16 protein-coding genes are annotated in these 19,746 nt (G+C 41.2%); 11 read left to right on the top strand and 5 right to left on the bottom strand.

Annotation, left to right across the window (positions count from 1 at the left end; genetic code table 11):
• Positions 1 to 4: 4 nt before the first annotated feature.
• The 10 genes from FQT24_RS05270 (at position 5) to FQT24_RS05215 (ending at position 13,143) form a co-directional block, all read left to right on the top strand.
• Positions 5 to 676, top strand: coding sequence for a YggS family pyridoxal phosphate-dependent enzyme (locus FQT24_RS05270; protein WP_143952400.1), 672 nt, complete (start codon positions 5 to 7; stop codon positions 674 to 676).
• A 9-nt stretch (positions 677 to 685) separates the two neighbouring features.
• Positions 686 to 1,219 (top strand): cell division protein SepF, encoded by a 534-nt coding sequence (locus FQT24_RS05265; RefSeq protein WP_143952399.1) that lies wholly within the window; start codon positions 686 to 688, stop codon positions 1,217 to 1,219.
• Positions 1,219 to 1,482 (top strand): YggT family protein, encoded by a 264-nt coding sequence (locus FQT24_RS05260; RefSeq protein ID WP_000576496.1) that lies wholly within the window; start codon positions 1,219 to 1,221, stop codon positions 1,480 to 1,482. Before FQT24_RS05265 ends, FQT24_RS05260 begins: the two co-directional genes overlap by 1 nt.
• Positions 1,479 to 2,264: a YlmH family RNA-binding protein gene (locus tag FQT24_RS05255; RefSeq protein ID WP_143952398.1), complete on the top strand. Its 786-nt coding sequence runs from the start codon at positions 1,479 to 1,481 to the stop codon at positions 2,262 to 2,264. Before FQT24_RS05260 ends, FQT24_RS05255 begins: the two co-directional genes overlap by 4 nt.
• 8 nt (positions 2,265 to 2,272) lie before the next feature.
• Positions 2,273 to 3,148, top strand: a complete 876-nt coding sequence (locus FQT24_RS05250) for a DivIVA domain-containing protein (protein ID WP_143952397.1) — start codon at positions 2,273 to 2,275, stop codon at positions 3,146 to 3,148.
• A gap of 252 nt (positions 3,149 to 3,400) precedes the next feature.
• Complete coding sequence (ileS, locus tag FQT24_RS05240) at positions 3,401 to 6,193, top strand: isoleucine--tRNA ligase (protein ID WP_143952396.1); 2,793 nt, start codon at positions 3,401 to 3,403, stop codon at positions 6,191 to 6,193.
• Positions 6,194 to 6,339: 146 nt separating this feature from the next.
• Positions 6,340 to 7,032: a phosphoglycerate mutase gene (locus FQT24_RS05235; protein ID WP_000240129.1), complete on the top strand. Its 693-nt coding sequence runs from the start codon at positions 6,340 to 6,342 to the stop codon at positions 7,030 to 7,032.
• Between the two features lie 52 nt (positions 7,033 to 7,084).
• Complete coding sequence (locus FQT24_RS05230) at positions 7,085 to 9,496, top strand: glycoside hydrolase family 95 protein (protein ID WP_143952395.1); 2,412 nt, start codon at positions 7,085 to 7,087, stop codon at positions 9,494 to 9,496.
• A 235-nt stretch (positions 9,497 to 9,731) separates the two neighbouring features.
• Entirely contained in the window at positions 9,732 to 10,433 is a 702-nt protein-coding gene (locus FQT24_RS05220) for an ABC transporter ATP-binding protein (protein ID WP_143952394.1), read from the top strand.
• A gap of 1 nt (position 10,434) precedes the next feature.
• Positions 10,435 to 13,143, top strand: a complete 2,709-nt coding sequence (locus tag FQT24_RS05215; RefSeq protein WP_143952393.1) for an ABC transporter permease — start codon at positions 10,435 to 10,437, stop codon at positions 13,141 to 13,143.
• Between the two features lie 96 nt (positions 13,144 to 13,239).
• Here the strand turns inward: FQT24_RS05215 and tpx are convergent, their stop codons facing one another.
• The 4 genes from tpx to FQT24_RS05195 form a co-directional block, all read right to left on the bottom strand.
• On the bottom strand, positions 13,240 to 13,731 hold the full coding sequence (gene tpx / locus FQT24_RS05210) for a thiol peroxidase (RefSeq protein WP_143952392.1): 492 nt from the start codon (positions 13,729 to 13,731) through the stop codon (positions 13,240 to 13,242).
• A 420-nt stretch (positions 13,732 to 14,151) separates the two neighbouring features.
• Positions 14,152 to 15,081 (bottom strand): metal ABC transporter substrate-binding lipoprotein/adhesin PsaA, encoded by a 930-nt coding sequence (psaA, locus tag FQT24_RS05205; RefSeq protein ID WP_000733069.1) that lies wholly within the window; start codon positions 15,079 to 15,081, stop codon positions 14,152 to 14,154.
• A 31-nt stretch (positions 15,082 to 15,112) separates the two neighbouring features.
• Positions 15,113 to 15,961 carry a metal ABC transporter permease gene (locus FQT24_RS05200; RefSeq protein WP_000559791.1) on the bottom strand — a complete coding sequence of 283 codons (849 nt, stop codon included), beginning with the start codon at positions 15,959 to 15,961 and terminating at the stop codon, positions 15,113 to 15,115.
• A complete protein-coding gene (locus tag FQT24_RS05195) occupies positions 15,958 to 16,680 on the bottom strand; it encodes a metal ABC transporter ATP-binding protein (protein ID WP_000619162.1) in 723 nt (240 codons plus the stop codon). The genes FQT24_RS05200 and FQT24_RS05195 overlap by 4 nt, the downstream gene beginning before the upstream one ends.
• A gap of 178 nt (positions 16,681 to 16,858) precedes the next feature.
• On the opposite strand from FQT24_RS05195, the gene pepO reads away from it, so the two are divergent.
• The gene (pepO, locus tag FQT24_RS05190) at positions 16,859 to 18,751 is read left to right on the top strand and encodes an endopeptidase PepO (protein WP_143952391.1); all 1,893 of its coding nucleotides are present in this window, start codon (positions 16,859 to 16,861) and stop codon (positions 18,749 to 18,751) included.
• A gap of 128 nt (positions 18,752 to 18,879) precedes the next feature.
• Here the strand turns inward: pepO and FQT24_RS05185 are convergent, their stop codons facing one another.
• Entirely contained in the window at positions 18,880 to 19,509 is a 630-nt protein-coding gene (locus FQT24_RS05185; RefSeq protein ID WP_000690841.1) for an MBL fold metallo-hydrolase, read from the bottom strand.
• Positions 19,510 to 19,746: the final 237 nt, after the last annotated feature.

Here is a 19,746-nt window from a genome sequence, read left to right as displayed (position 1 = left end):
GTAAATGAATTTGAAAGAAAATACAGAACGTGTTTTTCAACAAATAAAAGATGCAATTCAGCAGTCAGGAAGAGAAGCCAATTCTGTTTCGGTTGTTGCTGTTACAAAATATGTAGACGTACCGACAGCGGAGGCTTTGCTTCCGCTAGGTGTGCATCATATTGGTGAAAATCGTGTGGATAAATTTCTTGAGAAATATGAAGCTTTAAAAGATAGAAATATTACCTGGCATTTGATTGGAACCTTGCAAAGACGCAAGGTCAAAGATGTCATTCAGTATGTTGATTATTTCCACGCTTTGGATTCATTAAAGCTAGCAGAGGAAATTCAAAAAAGAAGTGACCGAGTTGTTAAGTGTTTCTTACAAGTAAATATTTCAAGGGAAGAGAGCAAACATGGTTTTTCAAGGGAAGAACTATTAGAGCTCTTGCCAGAATTGGCCACCTTAGATAAAATTGAATATGTCGGCTTGATGACCATGGCTCCTTTTGAAGCTAGTAGTGATGAGTTGAAAGAAATTTTTAAAGCTACGCAGGATTTGCAACTAGAAATTAGAGAAAAACAAATTCCCAATATGCCAATGACGGATTTGAGTATGGGTATGAGTCGTGATTACAAGGAAGCGATTGAATTTGGCTCAACATTTGTCAGAATTGGTACAGCATTTTTAAAATAGGAAAGAAATATGTCTTTAAAAGATAGATTTGATAAATTTATAGATTATTTTACAGAAGATGGAGAAGATGTTGGTACTGAATATCAGCCTAAAGCTGAAGAGCCGATTGTGACTCCAGTTCCTTCCGTAAAAGAGTTACCTCAACAAGCTGCGACTACTCAATCTAAAGAAAAAAACATTACTCGTCTTCATGCCCGTCAACAAGAATTGGCTATGCAAAGTCAACGTTCTACTGATAAGGTGACAATTGATGTTCGTTATCCACGTAAATACGAAGATGCCACAGATATTGTTGATTTATTAGCTGGTAACGAAAGTATTTTGATTGATTTCCAATATATGACAGAAGTTCAAGCACGTCGTTGTTTGGATTATCTGGATGGGGCGCGTCACGTTTTAGCTGGTAACATGAAAAAGGTAGCATCTACTATGTACCTGCTGACACCAGTTGATGTTGTCGTCAATATTGAAGACATCAAAATTCCAGATGAATCACAAAATGGTGAATTTGGCTTTGATATGAAACGTACGAGAGTGAGATAATGATCTTTCTCATTCGTTTTGTTCAAAATGCAGTGGATATCTATTCACTGATTTTAATCGTGTTTGCTCTGATGTCTTGGTTTCCTAATGCTTATGAATCACGTCTTGGACGCTTGATTATTAGTTTAGTGAAACCAATAGTAGCTCCCTTGCAACGTTTACCCCTCCAGATTGCAGGTCTTGACTTGTCTGTCTGGATTGCGGTATTACTAGTTCACTTCCTAGGGGAACAGTTGATTCGACTTTTAGTGATCTTTCTATGAACAAGATGATTTATCAACACTTTTCTAAGAATGATTCGTCTTTTATTGATAAGGGTTTAGAATGGATAAAAAAGGTAGAAGATTCTTATTCTCCTTTTTTAACACCCTTTGTAAATCCCCATCAAGAAAAGATTTTAAAGGTTCTAGCATCAACCAACGGCATCTCCTACATGAGCAGTCGGCAGTTTCTTGAAACTGAATATGTACGGGTTCTTCTGTATCCTGATTATTTTGAGCCAGAATTCTCTGATTTTGAACTATCCTTGCAAGAGATAGTCTATCCTAATAAGTTTGAACGCCTAACGCATGCAAAAATATTAGGGACTGTTTTAAATCAGCTGGGAATTGATAGGAAGCTATTTGGTGATATCTTAGTCAACGAAGAGAGAGCACAGATTATCATTAATCGACAGTTTATGCTCCTTTTTCAAGACGGTATTACGAAAATTGCTCGTTTACCGGTTCGTCTAGAAGAACGGAATTTTACTGAGAAAATTGCTACAGTAGAAGATTATCAAGAATTAGATATTTGTATCGCTAGTTCTAGATTAGATGTTTTTCTAGCAGGTGTCTTCAAGCTGTCTAGAAATCAGGCAAGTCAGTTAATTGAAAAACAGGCAGTCCAAGTGAATTACCATTTAGTTGAAAAATCAGATTATGCAGTTCAAGTTGGTGATTTGATTAGTGTGAGGAAATTTGGTCGATTGAAACTCGTTAGAGATAATGGGAAAACAAAAAAAGATAAAAAGAAATTAACGGTCCAATTGTTATTAAGTAAGTGAGGAAAAATATGTCAATTACATCGTTAGAAATCAAAGATAAAACCTTTAGCACACGCTTTAGAGGTTTTGACCCAGAAGAAGTAGATGAATTTTTAGATATTGTAGTCCGTGATTATGAAGATTTAGTTCGTGCTAATCACGATAAGGATTTACATATTAAGAGTTTGGAAGAGCGTTTGTCTTACTTTGATGAGATGAAAGATTCATTGAGTCAATCTGTATTGATTGCACAAGATACAGCAGAGCGAGTAAAACAAGCTGCAACGGAGCGTTCAAACAATATTATCCAACAAGCAGAGCAAGATGCCCAACGTTTGTTGGAAGAAGCTAAGTATAAGGCAAATGAAATTCTTCGTCAAGCAACTGACAATGCTAAGAAGGTTGCTGTTGAAACAGAAGAATTGAAGAACAAGAGCCGTGTCTTCCACCAACGTCTTAAATCTACAATTGAGAGCCAGTTAGCAATTGTTGAATCTTCAGATTGGGAAGATATTCTTCGCCCAACAGCGACTTATCTTCAGACAAGTGATGAGGCCTTCAAAGAAGTGGTTAGCGAAGTCTTAGGTGACTCTGTCTTGCAACAACATCCAGAGGAAGAACCAATTGATATTACTCGCCAGTTTTCTCCCGAGGAAATGGCAGAGTTGCAAGCGCGCATCGAAGCGGCTAATAAGGAACTTGCAGAAGTCGAAGCAAGAGCTGAGCAGGAACAAGTGGTTTCACCAGCTCCGGTTGTTGAAGAAAGTCCAGCTCATCCAGTTGGTCCAATGTATGAAGAGCCAGAAGTAGCTCCAAGCCATTATTCAGGACCAACACCAGCTACTGAAGCTGTAAACTCAGAACCAGGTTTTGCGGCACCGCAAGAATCTGTTACAATTTTATAAGATATAATCTGAGAACAATATCTTATCCTTATATTTCCAGCGAGCAGGAGATGGTGTGAGTCCTGTAATCCCTATTGATAAGATTATCCTCTCAAAAACTCAAGTCTGAAGCTAGTAAGATTTGACGTTTCCCACGTTACGGGATAAGAGGGAGAAAGACTAAATCTTTTTCCGAATAAAGGTGGTACCACGATTTTCGTCCTTTTTGGCAGTCGTGGTTTTTAATTTGTTATTATTTATAAAGGAGATACCATGAAACTCAAAGATACCCTTAACCTTGGGAAAACAGCTTTCCCAATGCGTGCAGGCCTTCCTACCAAAGAGCCAGTTTGGCAAAAGGAATGGGAAGATGCAAAACTTTACCAACGTCGTCAAGAATTGAACCAAGGAAAACCTCATTTCACCTTGCATGATGGTCCTCCATACGCGAACGGAAATATTCACGTTGGACACGCTATGAACAAGATTTCAAAAGATATCATTGTTCGTTCTAAGTCTATGTCAGGATTTTATGCTCCTTATATTCCAGGTTGGGATACACATGGTCTGCCAATCGAGCAAGTTTTGGCAAAACAAGGTATCAAACGCAAAGAAATGGACTTGGTTGAGTACTTGAAACTTTGCCGTGAATACGCTCTTTCTCAAGTAGATAAACAACGTGAAGACTTCAAACGTTTGGGTGTTTCTGGTGACTGGGAAAATCCATATGTGACTTTGACTCCTGATTATGAAGCAGCCCAAATCCGTGTATTTGGTGAGATGGCTAATAAAGGTTATATCTACCGTGGTGCAAAACCAGTTTACTGGTCTTGGTCATCTGAGTCAGCCCTTGCTGAAGCGGAGATTGAATACCATGATTTAGTTTCAACTTCCCTTTACTATGCCAATAAGGTAAAAGATGGCAAAGGTGTTCTAGATACAGATACTTACATCGTTGTCTGGACAACTACTCCATTCACCATCACAGCTTCTCGTGGTTTAACTGTTGGTGCAGATATTGATTACGTTTTGGTTCAACCTGCTGGTGAAGCTCGTAAGTTTGTCGTTGCTGCAGAATTATTGACTAGCTTGTCTGAGAAATTTGGTTGGGCTGATGTTCAAGTTTTGGTAACTTACCGTGGTCAAGAATTGAACCACATCGTAACAGAACACCCATGGGATACAGCTGTAGATGAATTGGTTATCCTTGGTGACCACGTTACAACTGACTCTGGTACAGGTATTGTCCATACAGCTCCAGGTTTCGGTGAGGATGACTACAATGTTGGTATTGCTAATGGTCTTGAAGTCGCAGTTACTGTTGACGAACGTGGTATCATGATGGCTAATGCTGGCGCTGAGTTTGAAGGTCAATTCTATGACAAGGTGGTTCCAACAGTTATTGAAAAACTCGGTAGCCTCCTTCTTGCCCAAGAAGAAATCTCTCACTCCTACCCATTTGACTGGCGTACCAAGAAACCAATCATCTGGCGTGCAGTTCCACAATGGTTTGCCTCAGTTTCTAAATTCCGCCAAGAAATCTTGGATGAAATTGAAAAAGTGAAATTCCATTCAGAATGGGGTAAAGTCCGTCTTTACAATATGATTCGTGACCGTGGCGACTGGGTTATCTCTCGTCAACGTGCCTGGGGTGTTCCACTTCCTATCTTCTATGCTGAAGATGGTACAGCAATCATGACTGCTGAAACGATTGAGCATGTAGCTCAACTCTTTGAAGAACATGGTTCAAGCATTTGGTGGGAACGTGATGCCAAAGACCTCTTGCCAGAAGGATTTACTCATCCAGGTTCACCAAATGGTGAGTTCAAAAAAGAAACTGATATCATGGACGTTTGGTTTGACTCAGGTTCATCATGGAATGGAGTTGTAGTAAACCGTCCAGAGTTGACTTACCCAGCAGACCTTTATCTAGAAGGTTCTGACCAATACCGTGGTTGGTTCAACTCATCACTCATCACATCTGTTGCCAACCATGGCGTAGCACCTTACAAACAAATTCTGTCACAAGGTTTTGCCCTTGATGGTAAAGGTGAGAAGATGTCTAAATCTCTTGGAAATACCATTGCTCCAAGTGATGTTGAAAAACAATTTGGTGCAGAAATCTTGCGTCTTTGGGTAACAAGTGTAGACTCAAGCAACGACGTGCGTATCTCTATGGATATCTTGAGCCAAGTCTCTGAAACTTACCGTAAGATCCGTAACACTCTTCGTTTCTTGATTGCCAATACCTCTGATTTTAACCCAGCTCAAGATTCAGTAGCTTACGATGAGCTTCGTTCAGTTGATAAGTACATGACGATTCGCTTTAATCAGCTTGTCAAGACCATTCGTGATGCTTATGCAAACTTTGAATTCTTGACAATCTACAAGGCCTTGGTGAACTTTATCAACGTTGACTTGTCAGCATTCTACCTTGATTTTGCTAAAGATGTTGTTTACATCGAAGGTGCCAAATCATTGGAACGCCGTCAAATGCAGACTGTCTTCTATGACATTCTTGTCAAAATCACCAAACTCTTGACACCAATTCTTCCTCACACAGCAGAGGAAATCTGGTCATATCTTGAATTTGAAGCCGAAGATTTTGTTCAATTGTCAGAATTGCCAGAAGCGGAAACTTTTGCTAATCAAGAAGAAATCTTGGATACATGGGCAGCCTTCATGGACTTCCGTGGACAAGCTCAAAAAGCCTTGGAAGAGGCTCGTAATGCCAAAGTTATCGGTAAATCACTTGAAGCACACTTGACAGTTTACCCAAATGAAGTGGTGAAAACTCTACTCGAAGCAGTAAACAGCAATGTAGCTCAACTTTTGATTGTGTCTGAATTGACCATCGCAGAAGGACCAGCTCCAGAAGCTACCGTTAGCTTCGAAGATGTAGCCTTCACAGTAGAACGCGCTGCAGGTGATGTATGTGACCGTTGCCGTCGTATCGACCCAACAACAGCAGAACGTAGCTACCACGCAGTCATCTGTGACCATTGTGCAAGCATCGTAGAAGAAAACTTTGCAGACGCAGTCGCAGAAGGATTTGAAGAGAAATAAGGTTTGTTGTATGATACAAATAAGGAAAAGGATTGTCAAACAGTCCTTTCCTTTTTGGTTTTGACTAGCTTTTTTGTGAAAAATTGTGTAAAATAGAATAGATAAACGAGGGAAAACCTCGGAAAATTTAAAGGAGAATCCATCTAATGGTAAAATTGGTTTTTGCTCGCCACGGTGAGTCTGAATGGAACAAAGCTAACCTTTTCACTGGTTGGGCTGATGTTGATTTGTCTGAAAAAGGTACACAACAAGCGATTGACGCTGGTAAATTGATCAAAGAAGCTGGTATCGAATTTGACCAAGCTTATACTTCAGTATTGAAACGTGCGATCAAAACAACTAACTTGGCTCTTGAAGCTTCTGACCAATTGTGGGTTCCAGTTGAAAAATCATGGCGTTTGAACGAACGTCACTACGGTGGTTTAACTGGTAAAAACAAAGCTGAAGCTGCTGAACAATTTGGTGATGAGCAAGTTCACATCTGGCGTCGTTCATACGATGTATTGCCTCCAAACATGGATCGTGATGATGAGCACTCAGCTCACACAGACCGTCGTTACGCTTCACTTGACGACTCAGTTATCCCAGATGCTGAAAACTTGAAAGTGACTTTGGAACGTGCCCTTCCATTCTGGGAAGATAAAATCGCTCCAGCTCTTAAAGATGGTAAAAACGTATTCGTAGGAGCTCACGGTAACTCAATCCGTGCTCTTGTAAAACACATCAAAGGTTTGTCAGATGACGAAATCATGGACGTGGAAATCCCTAACTTCCCACCATTGGTATTCGAATTTGACGAAAAATTGAACGTAGTTTCTGAATATTACCTTGGAAAATAAAAAATTGTAAGTCTAGAATTGATTTCTAGACTTTTTATGTTAGTATGGTAGTATGATAAGGAATAAAAAACAAGATTATGTATTGGCCTATAAGCAACCAGCGTCAACAACATATAAGGGTTGGGAAGAAGAAGCTTTACCGATAGGCAATGGTTCTTTAGGAGCTAAAGTCTTTGGGCTTATAGGGGCTGAGCGGATTCAATTTAATGAAAAAAGTCTCTGGTCTGGAGGTCCACTTCCTGATAGTTCCGATTATCAGGGTGGAAATCTTCAGGACCAGTATGGTTTTTTAGCTGAGATTCGGCAGGCTTTGGAAAAGAGAGATTACAATCGGGCTAAGGAACTGGCTGAACAGCACCTAGTTGGGCCCCAAACGAGTCAATATGGGACCTATCTGTCCTTTGGAGATATTTTCATTGAGTTTAGTCAGCAAGGTACGACTTTGTCTCAGGTGACGGATTACCATAGACAGCTGAATATTAGTAAGGCACTGGCGACGACTTCTTATGCCTATAAGGGAACGAGATTTGAACGTGAATCCTTTGCCAGTTTTCCAGATGATCTCTTGGTTCAGCGCTTTACTAAGGAAGGGGCGGAAACTCTAGATTTTACTATAGAACTGTCGCTAAGTCGTGATTTGGCTTCTGATGGAAAGTATGAACAGGAAAAATCTGATTACAAGGAATGCAAGTTGGATATTACTGATTCTCATATCTTGATGAAGGGGAGGGTTAAGGACAATGGCCTGCAGTTTGCTAGCTGTTTAGCTTGGCAAACAGATGGGGATATTAGAGTTTGGGTAGATAAGGTTCAGATATCAGGAGCCAGTTATGCCAATCTTTTCTTGGCTGCTAAGACAGACTTTGCCCAAAATCCTGCTAGCAATTATCGCAAGAAAATAGATTTAGAGAAACAGGTTAAGGACTTGGTGGAGATAGCTAAAGAAAAGGGCCATGCCAAATTGAAATCAAGGCATATTCAGGATTACCAAGCCTTATTCCAACGTGTTCAATTGGATTTGGGAGCTGATGTTGATGCATCCACTACAGATAAGTTGCTAAGAAATTATAAGCCACAAGAGGGGCAGGCTTTGGAGGAGCTGTTCTTCCAGTATGGACGGTACTTATTGATTAGTTCTTCTAGAGATTGCCCAGATGCCCTACCAGCTAACTTGCAAGGAGTCTGGAATGCGGTCGACAATCCTCCTTGGAATTCGGACTATCACTTGAATATCAACCTGCAGATGAATTATTGGCTAGCCTATGTTACTAATCTTCTAGAGACGGCTTTTCCAGTCATCAACTATATCGATGATTTGCGTGTCTATGGTCGTCTAGCGGTTGCAAGGTATGCAGGAATCGTCTCTCAGGAAGGTGAGGAGAACGGTTGGTTGGTTCATACTCAAGCTACTCCTTTTGGCTGGACGGCACCTGGTTGGGATTATTACTGGGGGTGGTCACCAGCTGCCAATGCTTGGATGATGCAAACTGTTTATGAAGCCTATTCATTTTATAGGGATCAAGACTATCTCAGGGAGAAAATTTATCCCATGTTGAGGGAAACAGTTCGTTTTTGGAATGCCTTTTTACATAAGGATCAGCAGGCGCAGCGTTGGGTCTCTTCTCCGTCTTATTCGCCAGAACATGGGCCGATTTCGATTGGCAATACCTATGACCAATCTCTAATTTGGCAGTTATTTCATGATTTTATTCAGGCTGCTCAGGAATTGGGACTGGATGAGGCTTTGTTGACTGAGGTCAAGGAGAAGTTTGACTTGCTTAATCCTCTTCAAATCACTCAATCTAGTCGAATCAGGGAGTGGTATGAGGAGGAAGAGCAGCATTTTCAAAATGAGAAAGTGGAGGCTCAGCATCGGCACACTTCCCATCTAGTGGGACTCTATCCTGGAACTCTCTTTAGCTACAAGGGACAAGAGTATCTTGAAGCGGCGCGTGCTAGCCTCAATGATCGTGGAGATGGCGGCACAGGTTGGTCTAAGGCCAATAAGATCAATCTTTGGGCGCGTCTAGGAGATGGCAATCGAGCCCATAAATTATTAGCAGAGCAGTTAAAGTCATCTACCTTGTCAAATCTTTGGTGTAGTCATCCTCCTTTTCAGATAGATGGTAATTTTGGTGCTACTGGTGGCATGGCAGAAATGTTGCTCCAGTCTCATACAGCTTATCTGGTACCTCTAGCCGCCCTACCCGATGCATGGTCAACAGGTTCCGTTTCAGGCTTAATGGCACGTGGACATTTTGAAGTTAGCATGAGGTGGGCGGATAAAAAACTCTTACAGTTGACCATTTTATCAAGAAGTGGGGGAGAATTGCGAGCTTCTTATCCAGGTATTGAAAAAAGTGTGATTGAAGTGAATCAAGAAAAAATAAAAGCGAAATGCATGGGGAAAGATTGTATTTCGGTGGCAACAGCAGAAGGTGATCTGGTTCAATTTTATTTTTAAGAAGATACTATACTCTTCTAAAATAAAATTCAAACCACGTCAGCGTCGCCTTACCGTACTCAAGTACAGCTTGCGGCTAGCTTCCTAGTTTGCTCTTTGATTTTCATTGAGTATTAGAAGGCAGGAGTTGAGACTGCCTTTTAATAAGGATTTGAGAATGTAAGCAGTTTCCAACTAGTTGAAAAAGCGTTATAATGGTAATAGGAAGTAATTTGTTTGAGAGAGGGTGGGTCTGATGGCTTATATAAAGATGAAACACTGTTACAAGCGTTATCAGGTTGGGGACACGGAGATTGTGGCCAATCGTGATGTGAATTTTGAGATTGAAAAGGGTGAATTGGTTATCATTCTAGGTGCATCTGGTGCAGGTAAGTCAACGGTTCTTAACCTTCTTGGGGGAATGGATACCAATGATGAAGGGGAAATCTGGATTGATGGTGCCAATATTGCAGATTATAGTTCCTACCAGAGAACCAATTACCGCCGCAATGATGTAGGCTTTGTTTTTCAGTTTTATAATCTAGTTTCCAATCTAACCGCTAAGGAAAATGTGGAGTTGGCTTCAGAAATCGTGACAGATGCCTTGAATCCTGAACAGGTCTTGACAGATGTAGGTCTGGCTCATCGTCTCAATAACTTTCCAGCCCAGCTTTCTGGAGGGGAGCAACAGCGAGTCTCCATTGCACGCGCAGTAGCCAAAAATCCTAAAATTCTCCTTTGTGATGAACCAACAGGAGCCTTGGATTATCAGACGGGCAAGCAAGTCTTGAAGATTCTCCAAGACATGTCTCATCAAAAGGGAGCGACTGTTATCATCGTGACTCATAATGGAGCTTTGGCGCCCATTGCTGATCGTGTGATTCATATGCACGATGCCAGTGTCAAGGATGTGGTGCTCAACCAGCATCCTCAGGATATTGATACATTGGAGTACTAGCATGATCAAGCGAAAAACCTATTGGAAGGACTTAATTCAGTCTTTCACAGGCTCCAAGGGGCGTTTTTTATCCATCTTAACCTTGATGATGTTAGGGTCTCTAGCCCTAGTAGGCCTCAAAGTGACTAGCCCCAACATGGAGGCGACAGCTAATGCTTATTTAACAACTGCTCAAACCTTGGATTTGGCAGTTATGTCTAATTATGGTTTGGATCAAACAGATCAAGAAGAACTAGAACAGATAGAGGGCGCAGAGGTTGAGTTTGGATATTTGACAGATGTGACTATGGAGAATGGGCAGGATGCCATTCGGCTGTACTCCAAACCAGAGCGAATTTCAACCTTTCAGCTAAGAGAGGGACGACTTCCTCAGTCAGACCAGGAAATCGCTTTGGCCAGTCATCTGCAGAGTCAATATAGCGTGGGACAGGAGATTAGTTTTAAAGAAAAAGAAAACAGTCATTCCTCTTTAAAAGACCATAGGTATACCATTACTGGTTTTGTGGATTCGGCTGAAATCCTCTCCCAGCGAGATATGGGCTACGCAGGAAGTGGAAGTGGGACTCTGACAGCCTATGGAGTGATTTTACCTAGTCAGTTTGATCAGAAAGTCTATAATATAGCTCGTTTGAAATATCAAGATTTGTCAGGTTTAAATGCCTTTTCATCAGCTTATGAAGAAAAATCCAAGCAACATCAGGAAGACCTTGAACAAGCTTTGTCAGATAATGGCAAGTCACGTCTGCAACTCTTGAAAAAAGAAGGCCAAGAGTCTTTAGACAAAGGCCAAGAGACCCTTGACAAGGCTGAGACTAATCTGCAAGAAGGCAAGCGTCGTTTAGCAGCTGCTCAAACTCGTTTACAGGCTCAGGAAAGTCAACTAGCCTTGCTTCCACAAGCTCAGAGAGAGCAGGCTAGTGCTCAACTTACCCAAGCTAAGCAGGAATTGAGCAAGGAAGAGGACAAACTAAAGCAGGCTGAACAAAATTTAGCCCAAGAAAAGGAAAAATTAGAAAAACATCAGCAAGTCTTGGATGATTTAGCTGAGCCCAAGTATCAAGTATATAATCGTCAGACCATGCCTGGCGGTCAAGGCTACCTCATGTACAGTAATGCTTCAGCCAGTATTCGGGCAGTGGGCAATATCTTTCCTGTAGTGCTTTATGCCGTAGCAGCTATGGTGACCTTTACAACCATGACTCGCTTTGTGGATGAAGAGAGAACACATGCAGGTATTTTTAAGGCCTTGGGTTATCGTAGCAAGGATATTATTGCCAAGTTTCTCCTCTACGGTTTAGTAGCTGGAACTGTCGGAACAGCTCTAGGTAGCATACTTGGACATTATTTACTAGCCGGTGTGATTTCAAGTGTTATCACAAAAGGCATGGTGGTGGGAGAAACCCAGATTCAGTTCTATTGGACCTATAGCTTACTGGCTCTTGTCTTGAGTTGGTTGGCGAGTGTGTTACCAGCTTACTTGGTAGCTCGTAGAGAACTTCATGACGAAGCAGCCCAGCTTTTACTGCCTAAACCTCCTGTTAAAGGAGCTAAAATCTTACTAGAGCGCATCAGTTTTATCTGGCGCCGTCTCAGTTTTACTCATAAGGTAACTGCTCGCAATATCTTACGTTATAAGCAGCGGATGTTGATGACGATCTTTGGTGTGGCAGGTTCAGTCGCTCTGCTCTTTGCAGGTTTGGGAATCCAATCCTCTGTAGCAGGAGTTCCGTCTAGACAGTTTCAACAAATCCAACAGTATCAGATGATTGTCTCTGAAAACCCGAGTGCGACCAATCAAGACAAGGCAAATCTAGAAGAAGTGTTGAAAGTGCAGGACATCAAAGCCTACCAGAAAATCTATTCTAAAACGCTAGACAAGGATTTCAAAGGTAAGGCTGGTCTTCAGACCATTACCCTTATGATGACAGAGAAGGAGGATTTGACTCCCTTTATTCATCTGCAACATCATCAGCAAGAGTTGACATTAAAAGATGGAGTTGTCATTACAGCTAAACTCGCCCAGCTGGCCGGTGTCAAAGTTGGTCAGACTCTAGAAATTGAAGGTAAGGAACTAAAGGTCGCTGCTATTACTGAGAACTACGTTGGTCACTTTATTTATATGAGTCATGCTAGCTATGAGCAAATTTACGGCCAGCTACCCCAAGCCAACACTTATCTGGTTAGTCTAAGGGATACCAGTGCTCCTAGTATCGAAAGACAGGCCGGCTTACTTATGAATCAATCTGCGGTATCCAGCGTTGTCCAAAATGCTTCAGCCATTCGACTCTTTGACTCCGTCGCCAGCTCACTCAATCAGACCATGACTATCTTGGTCATCGTATCGGTTCTGTTGGCTATTGTGATCCTCTACAATCTGACCAATATCAACGTAGCTGAGAGAATCCGTGAACTCTCCACTATCAAGGTTCTCGGTTTTCATAATAATGAAGTCACTCTCTACATTTACCGTGAGACGATTGTGCTGTCCCTTGTGGGAATTGTCCTTGGTCTAGCAGCTGGTTTCTATTTACACCAATTTTTGATTCAAATGATTTCGCCTGCGACTATTCTCTTTTATCCGCAGGTAGGCTGGGAAGTCTATGTAATCCCAGTGGTAGCAGTAAGCACCATTTTGACCGTACTTGGTTTCTTTGTCAATCATCATCTGAGAAAGGTTGATATGCTTGAAGCCTTGAAATCTGTAGAGTAAGGTAGTTGTTTTTATCTGATTGAACTTATATTTACTCGTAAACAAAAAATCCTCCGTTTCAAAGAGTAGGTAACTCTTTGTGACAGAGGATTTTTTCTATAGGGCTTTAGCAGCTGCAATTGCGGCTTCGAAGTTTGGTTCAGAGTTGATATTATCCACGTATTCAACGTAGCGAATCGTATTGTCAGTGTCGAGGATAAAGACTGCGCGTGCCAATAGGTGCCACTCATTGATTAAGAGAGCATAATCACGTCCAAAGGAATGGTCGAAATAGTCTGAGAGCATGATGGCATTTTCAATACCTTCAGCACCACACCAACGTTTTTGGGCAAATGGTAGGTCCATAGAAACAGTCAAGACGACCGTGTTGTCCAGTCCAGCCAGTTCTTCATTAAAGCGACGCGTTTGAGTTGAGCAGATACCTGTATCGATAGAAGGCACGACACTCAAGACTTTTTTCTTACCATCAAAATCAGCCAGAGATTTTTTAGAAAGGTCTGTTGTAGTGAGTGAAAAATCAAGTGCCTTGTCGCCGACTTGTAGTTGTTTACCTGTAAAGCTCACAGGATTTCCGAGAAAAGTTACCATAAGATACTCCAATCTTTTTTCTTCCATTTTAGCTGAAACAGTCGGAATTTTCCAATGATTTGACCGGAAATGTTTGCATAGAAAAAACGCCAGCTCATGTGAGAATGACGTTTTTCAGATTTTTTATCTATTTGATATTTCTCGAAGGTAGTGCGGACGGGAGCAACTTCCTTCGGAATTTCATCCCTAATTTTTGAGCCTTAGGTCTCAAAAATTCCGTCCTAGATAAGATCAAAGTTCTTATCTAGGATACCACTACAGTGAGAAATATCTGGTAAAAACTCACTTCGTTCGTACTGATTTAAGAAATCTTTATTCTTATAAAGGCTTTTTTTAGCTAGAGATAGAACTAACAAAGCTAATATTAGAAGTAATGTAAAGAGAGACAAGAACCTAGTAATAGATAAACTAATATCTAGATTATTTTGCCAATCCTTCAGCAATCTTGTCAAGGTTGTATTTCATCATGTTGTAGTAGCTGTCGCCTTCTTTACCTTGTTCTGCGATAGAGTCAGTAAAGATTTGTGCGTAGATTGGGATATTTGTATCTTGTGAGACAGTCTTCATTGGACGGTCATCTACACTTGATTCTACAAAGAGTGATGGAACTTTTGTTTGGCGAAGTTTTTCAACCAAGGTCTTGATTTGTTCAGGTGTTCCTTCTTCTTCAGTATTGATTTCCCAGATGTAGGCACTTGGGACACCATAGGCTTTAGAGAAGTATTTGAATGCTCCTTCGCTGGTTACAATGAGTTTCTTTTCAGCAGGGATGTTATTAAATTTATCCTTACTTTCTTTATCAAGTTTGTCTAACTTATCAGTATATTCTTTGAGATTTTTTTCATAGAATTCCTTGTTGTTAGGATCTTTAGCGCTCAATTGTTTGGCGATATTTTTAGCAAAGATAATTCCATTTTCAAGGTTAAGCCAAGCGTGTGGGTCTTCTTTACCTTTTTCATTTTTTCCTTCAAGGTAGATAACATCAACGCCTTCGCTGACTGCAAAGTAGTCTTTGTTTTCAGTTTTCTTAGCATTTTCTACCAATTTGCTAAACCAAGCATTGCCACCTGTTTCAAGGTTGATACCGTTATAGAAAATGAGGTCAGCCTCAGAAGTTTTCTTAACATCTTCAGGGAGTGGTTCGTATTCGTGTGGGTCTTGTCCAATCGGAACGATACTGTGAAGATCAATCTTGTCACCAGCAATATTTTTAGTAATATCAGCGATGATTGAGTTTGTAGCAACAACTTTTAGTTTTTGACCAGAAGCTGCATCTTTTTTTCCGCTAGCACATGCTACAAGAGCAATAACGGAAAGAAAGAGAACGAGTAATGTACCTAATTTTTTCATTAGATCCTCCAATTTATTGGGGTTTTGCCCCTTATTTTAACAAATGTTTATTTTTCAGTTTCAAATATCGTTGTTTAGGAGAGATAAAGAAACTGATTAAGAAGAAGCTAGCAGCTGTAAGTACGATGCTAGAACCAGCTGCTAAGTTTAAACTATAGCCAATAAAGAGTCCCAAAACTGAAGCTGTAGCTCCAAAGGTTGAGGAAAGGAAAATCATACTTTTCAGGCTATTAGCATACAGATAAGCAGTTGCAGCTGGGGTAATCAGCATGGCTACAATCAGGATAGTTCCAACACTTTGCATGGCTGTCACAGACACGAGAGTCAGGAGTATCATGAGGAGGTAGTGATAGAAATTGACAGGCATTCCCATGGCTTTAGCCAGAAGTTCATCAAAGGAAGTTATCAAGAGTTGCTTGAAGAAAATCCAGATTAACAAGAGAATGACCGCCCCTACGCCCATAGTGATAAACATATCCGTATCTTGGACGGCTAGAATATTACCAAAAAGGATATGGAAAAGGTCAGTTGAACTTTTAGCGACACTAATCAAGATGATACCGAGGGCTAAGAAAGAAGAAAAGGTAATGCCGATGGCGGTATCGCTTTTGATAATCGAGTTCCCCTTGATGTAGGTAATGATGATAGCAGCTAGCAATCCAAAGACAATGGCTCCGATAAAGAAGTCAACGCCTAAGATGAAGGAGAGGGCTACACCTGGTAAGACAGCATGTGAAATAGCATCTCCCATGAGTGACATCCCACGTAGAATGATGAAACATCCCACAGCTCCAGCTACGACCCCGACGACAATAGCTGTTATCAAGGCATTTTGTAGGAAATGGAATTTTTGCAATCCATCGATAAATTCTGCAATCATAGGTCACCTCCATTGAAAAAGAGTCGATTACCGTAAGCTTCTTTGAGATTGGCTTCGGTAAAGGTTTCTTTGGTTGGACCAAAGGCAATCACTTCTCGATTGACAAGTAAGACTTGATCGAAGTAGTGGGAAACCTTGCTGAGGTCGTGGTGAACGATGAGAACCGTCTTACCAGCTTTTTTCAAATCTCTCAGCGTATTCATGATGATTTCCTCACTGACAGAGTCAATCCCAACAAAGGGTTCATCCAAGAGGATATAATCGGCTTCCTGCACCAAACATCTGGCAATCAAGACCCGCTGGAATTGACCTCCAGACAGTTGACTGATTTGACGTTCAGCGTAGTCAGCTAGGCCGACGATTTCAAGGGCTTCCTCTACTTTTTTCCAATGTTTAGCATTTAAACTGCGAAAGAGAGGAATAGAAGGAAATAGTCCTAGCGAGACACATTCCTTGACCTTGATGGGAAAGTTGTAGTCGATATTGATTTTTTGTTCGACATAGGCAATTCGGTGTAAGGATTTTTTAACTTCCTTGTCATCGAGAAATGCCTGACCTTGATGTGGGATAATTCCCAGCATACCTTTTAATAATGTTGATTTTCCGGCGCCGTTTGGACCAATGATTCCGGTAATTGTTGGTCCTTGGAGCACTAGTGAAATATCCTTAAGTGCCAACGTTTCTTTGTAGGAGACACTGAGGTTTTCGATACGTATCATAAACTTGTATTCCTCCTTACTCTTAATATACCTTAAAAAAAAAATTAAGTCAAGTTAATTTTTGAAAAATTTAAAATAATAACTGAAAATGATGAAAAAGGAAAGTCCATTTTTAATTGCATTCCCAAGCAATTTTTGTTAAGCTAGCAATAACTTAAAAAATGAAAGCGAGAACAAGATGACACGTTATCAAGATGATTTTTATGATGCAATCAATGGAGAATGGCAACAGACAGCTGAAATCCCAGCAGATAAGTCTCAAACAGGAGGTTTTGTTGATTTAGATCAGGAAATTGAAGAACTTATGCTTACGACTACAGATAAGTGGTTGGCAGGTCAAGATGTTCCAGAGGATGCTATCTTGGCAAATTTTGTCAAATACCACCGCCTAGTTCGTGATTTTGACAAGAGAGAAGCTGACGGTATCACACCTGTTTTATCTCTTCTTAAAGAATTCCAAGAATTAGAGACTTTTGCAGATTTCACTGCTAAATTAGCAGAGTTTGAACTTGCTGGCAAACCAAACTTCCTTCCTTTTGGTGTATCACCAGACTTCATGGATGCCAGAATCAATGTTCTATGGGCCAGTGCTCCAAGCACTATCTTGCCAGATACAACCTACTATGCAGAAGACCATCCTCAACGCGAAGAGCTCTTGACTCTTTGGAAAGAAAGCAGTGCAAATCTTCTCAAGGCTTATGATTTCTCTGATGAAGAAATTGAAGATTTGTTAGAGAAGAGATTAGAACTAGACCGCCGAGTTGCGGCAGTGGTGCTTTCTAATGAAGAAAGTTCAGAATATGCTAAACTCTACCATCCATATGCTTACGAAGATTTCAAGAAATTTGCGCCTGCCCTACCTTTGGATGACTTCTTCCAAGTCGTTCTTGGACAAGTACCAGACAAGGTTATCGTAGACGAGGAACGTTTCTGGCAAGCAGCAGACCAATTCTATAGTGAAGAAGCATGGCCTATCCTCAAGGCAACCTTAATTTTAAGTGTTGTGAATCTCTCAACCAGCTATTTAACAGAAGAAATTCGTGTCTTGTCAGGTGCCTATAGCCGTGCGCTTTCAGGAGTTCCAGAAGCCAAAGACAAGGTCAAGGCAGCCTACCAGCTGGCACAAGGTCCTTTCAAGCAAGCTTTAGGCCTATGGTATGCCCACGAAAAATTCTCTCCAGAAGCTAAAGCAGATGTGGAGAAAAAAGTAGCGACTATGATTGATGTTTATAAGGAACGCTTGGCTAAGAATGACTGGCTGACTCCTGAAACTCGTGACAAGGCCATTGTCAAACTCAATGTTATCAAGCCTTACATCGGTTACCCAGAAGAATTGCCAGAACGCTACAAGGACAAGGTAGTGGATGAAAATGCTAGTCTTTTTGATAATGCTCTTGCCTTTGCGCGTGTGGAAATCAAGCACAGTTGGAGCAAGTGGAACCAGCCTGTAGACTACAAGGAATGGGGCATGCCTGCTCATATGGTCAATGCTTACTACAATCCACAGAAGAACCTGATCGTCTTCCCAGCAGCTATTTTACAAGCACCTTTCTATGACTTGCATCAGTCATCTTCTGCTAACTACGGGGGTATTGGGGCGGTTATTGCCCATGAAATTTCCCACGCCTTTGATACCAACGGAGCTTCCTTTGATGAAAATGGTAGCCTAAAGGATTGGTGGACAGAGAGCGACTATGCTGCCTTCAAGGAGAAAACACAAAAAGTCATTGACCAGTTTGATGGACAGGATTCTTATGGAGCAACCATCAACGGTAAATTGACTGTATCAGAAAACGTGGCTGACTTGGGAGGAATCGCTGCAGCGCTTGAAGCAGCTAAGAGAGAACCAGACTTCTCAGCAGAAGAATTCTTCTACAACTTCGGTCGTATCTGGCGCATGAAAGGTCGTCCAGAATTTATGAAACTTTTGGCTAGCGTCGATGTGCACGCACCAGCCAAACTCCGTGTCAATGTACAAGTACCAAACTTCGATGATTTCTTTACAACCTATGATGTCAAAGAAGGAGATGGTATGTGGCGTTCGCCAGAGGATCGCGTGATTATTTGGTAATGCAAAAAATCAAGTCATCAGAAAAAAGGCATCCAATCAGGTGTGAAAACCTTGACTGGATGCCTTTTATAGTGGAAAGACTTGCTGGATAGTGTACTTAAAATGCGATAGACATTGTCATCATTTTACTAGAAAAAAGGATTAAAGGTCTTTTCATGGGCGATGGTCGTAGCTGGACCATGCCCTGGATAGACATCATAGTTTGGTAGGGTGAAGAGTTGGGTCTGGATACTATGGAGGAGTTGCTCCGTACTACCAGTTGGAAGGTCGGTTCGTCCAATAGTTTCACGGAATAGGGCATCTCCTGTCAAAACTAGGTGAGCACCAGGAAAGACGATAGAAACACCGCCGATAGAGTGCCCTGGTGTTGGCAAGACAGTGAAACGAAATTCCTCCAGTTGATATTCCTTATGAAAGACAAAGGTGTGTTCAGCAGGTTCTGCGATCACATCTGTCATATCATCATGACGAGGGAGACCAGAGAGGTTATCGATAGGAGTATAGAGCCAGCTAGCTTCGCTCTCTGCGATATAGACAGGAGGATTGCCAAAAGTTTCGCGAACTAAGTCCAGACTCATGATATGGTCATAATGGGCGTGGGTAAGGAGAATAGCGCAGATCGGTTTGTTGATGTTCTCTATTGTCTGACGAATAGCGTCCCAATCGCTACCAGGATCGACAACGATGAGGTGCTTTTCGCCTTCTAGGTAATAGGTATTTTCATAGGCAACAGGATTCACGGTTTTATGGATTTTCATACTAGCTCCAATCTCAAAGAATGTACTAATACTCTTCGAAAATCTCTTCAAACTGCGTCAACTTTATCTGCAACCTCAAAGCAGTGCTTTGAGCAGTCTGCGGCTAGTTTTCTAGTTTGCTCTTTGATTTTCATTGAGTATAAATTAAGTATAGCACAGTTGGGGAGAATAAGCTGGAAAAGGAAATAGATCTAGAAAGAAGATGGTTTGGATAAAAAATAAGCCTCGAGTTAGTTC

Origin of the sequence: Streptococcus mitis (assembly GCF_901542415.1) — a bacterium.
Lineage (GTDB): Bacteria > Bacillota > Bacilli > Lactobacillales > Streptococcaceae > Streptococcus > Streptococcus mitis_BL.
Note: the sequence above shows the minus strand (reverse complement) of the source record. Positions and strands in the feature narration are given on the sequence as shown.

What these genes read in the sequence shown, in the direction of transcription:
- FQT24_RS05255 (WP_143952398.1), top strand. Translation starts at nt 1,479, where the DNA reads ATGAACAAGATGATTTATCAACACTTTTCTAAGAATGATTCGTCTTTT.
- psaA (WP_000733069.1), bottom strand. Translation starts at nt 15,081, where the DNA reads ATGAAAAAATTAGGTACATTACTCGTTCTCTTTCTTTCCGTTATTGCT.
- FQT24_RS05260 (WP_000576496.1), top strand. Translation starts at nt 1,219, where the DNA reads ATGATCTTTCTCATTCGTTTTGTTCAAAATGCAGTGGATATCTATTCA.
- FQT24_RS05215 (WP_143952393.1), top strand. Translation starts at nt 10,435, where the DNA reads ATGATCAAGCGAAAAACCTATTGGAAGGACTTAATTCAGTCTTTCACA.
- FQT24_RS05230 (WP_143952395.1), top strand. Translation starts at nt 7,085, where the DNA reads ATGATAAGGAATAAAAAACAAGATTATGTATTGGCCTATAAGCAACCA.
- FQT24_RS05195 (WP_000619162.1), bottom strand. Translation starts at nt 16,680, where the DNA reads ATGATACGTATCGAAAACCTCAGTGTCTCCTACAAAGAAACGTTGGCA.
- tpx (WP_143952392.1), bottom strand. Translation starts at nt 13,731, where the DNA reads ATGGTAACTTTTCTCGGAAATCCTGTGAGCTTTACAGGTAAACAACTA.
- ileS (WP_143952396.1), top strand. Translation starts at nt 3,401, where the DNA reads ATGAAACTCAAAGATACCCTTAACCTTGGGAAAACAGCTTTCCCAATG.
- FQT24_RS05220 (WP_143952394.1), top strand. Translation starts at nt 9,732, where the DNA reads ATGGCTTATATAAAGATGAAACACTGTTACAAGCGTTATCAGGTTGGG.
- FQT24_RS05270 (WP_143952400.1), top strand. Translation starts at nt 5, where the DNA reads ATGAATTTGAAAGAAAATACAGAACGTGTTTTTCAACAAATAAAAGAT.
- FQT24_RS05200 (WP_000559791.1), bottom strand. Translation starts at nt 15,961, where the DNA reads ATGATTGCAGAATTTATCGATGGATTGCAAAAATTCCATTTCCTACAA.
- FQT24_RS05250 (WP_143952397.1), top strand. Translation starts at nt 2,273, where the DNA reads ATGTCAATTACATCGTTAGAAATCAAAGATAAAACCTTTAGCACACGC.
- FQT24_RS05265 (WP_143952399.1), top strand. Translation starts at nt 686, where the DNA reads ATGTCTTTAAAAGATAGATTTGATAAATTTATAGATTATTTTACAGAA.
- FQT24_RS05235 (WP_000240129.1), top strand. Translation starts at nt 6,340, where the DNA reads ATGGTAAAATTGGTTTTTGCTCGCCACGGTGAGTCTGAATGGAACAAA.
- pepO (WP_143952391.1), top strand. Translation starts at nt 16,859, where the DNA reads ATGACACGTTATCAAGATGATTTTTATGATGCAATCAATGGAGAATGG.
- FQT24_RS05185 (WP_000690841.1), bottom strand. Translation starts at nt 19,509, where the DNA reads ATGAAAATCCATAAAACCGTGAATCCTGTTGCCTATGAAAATACCTAT.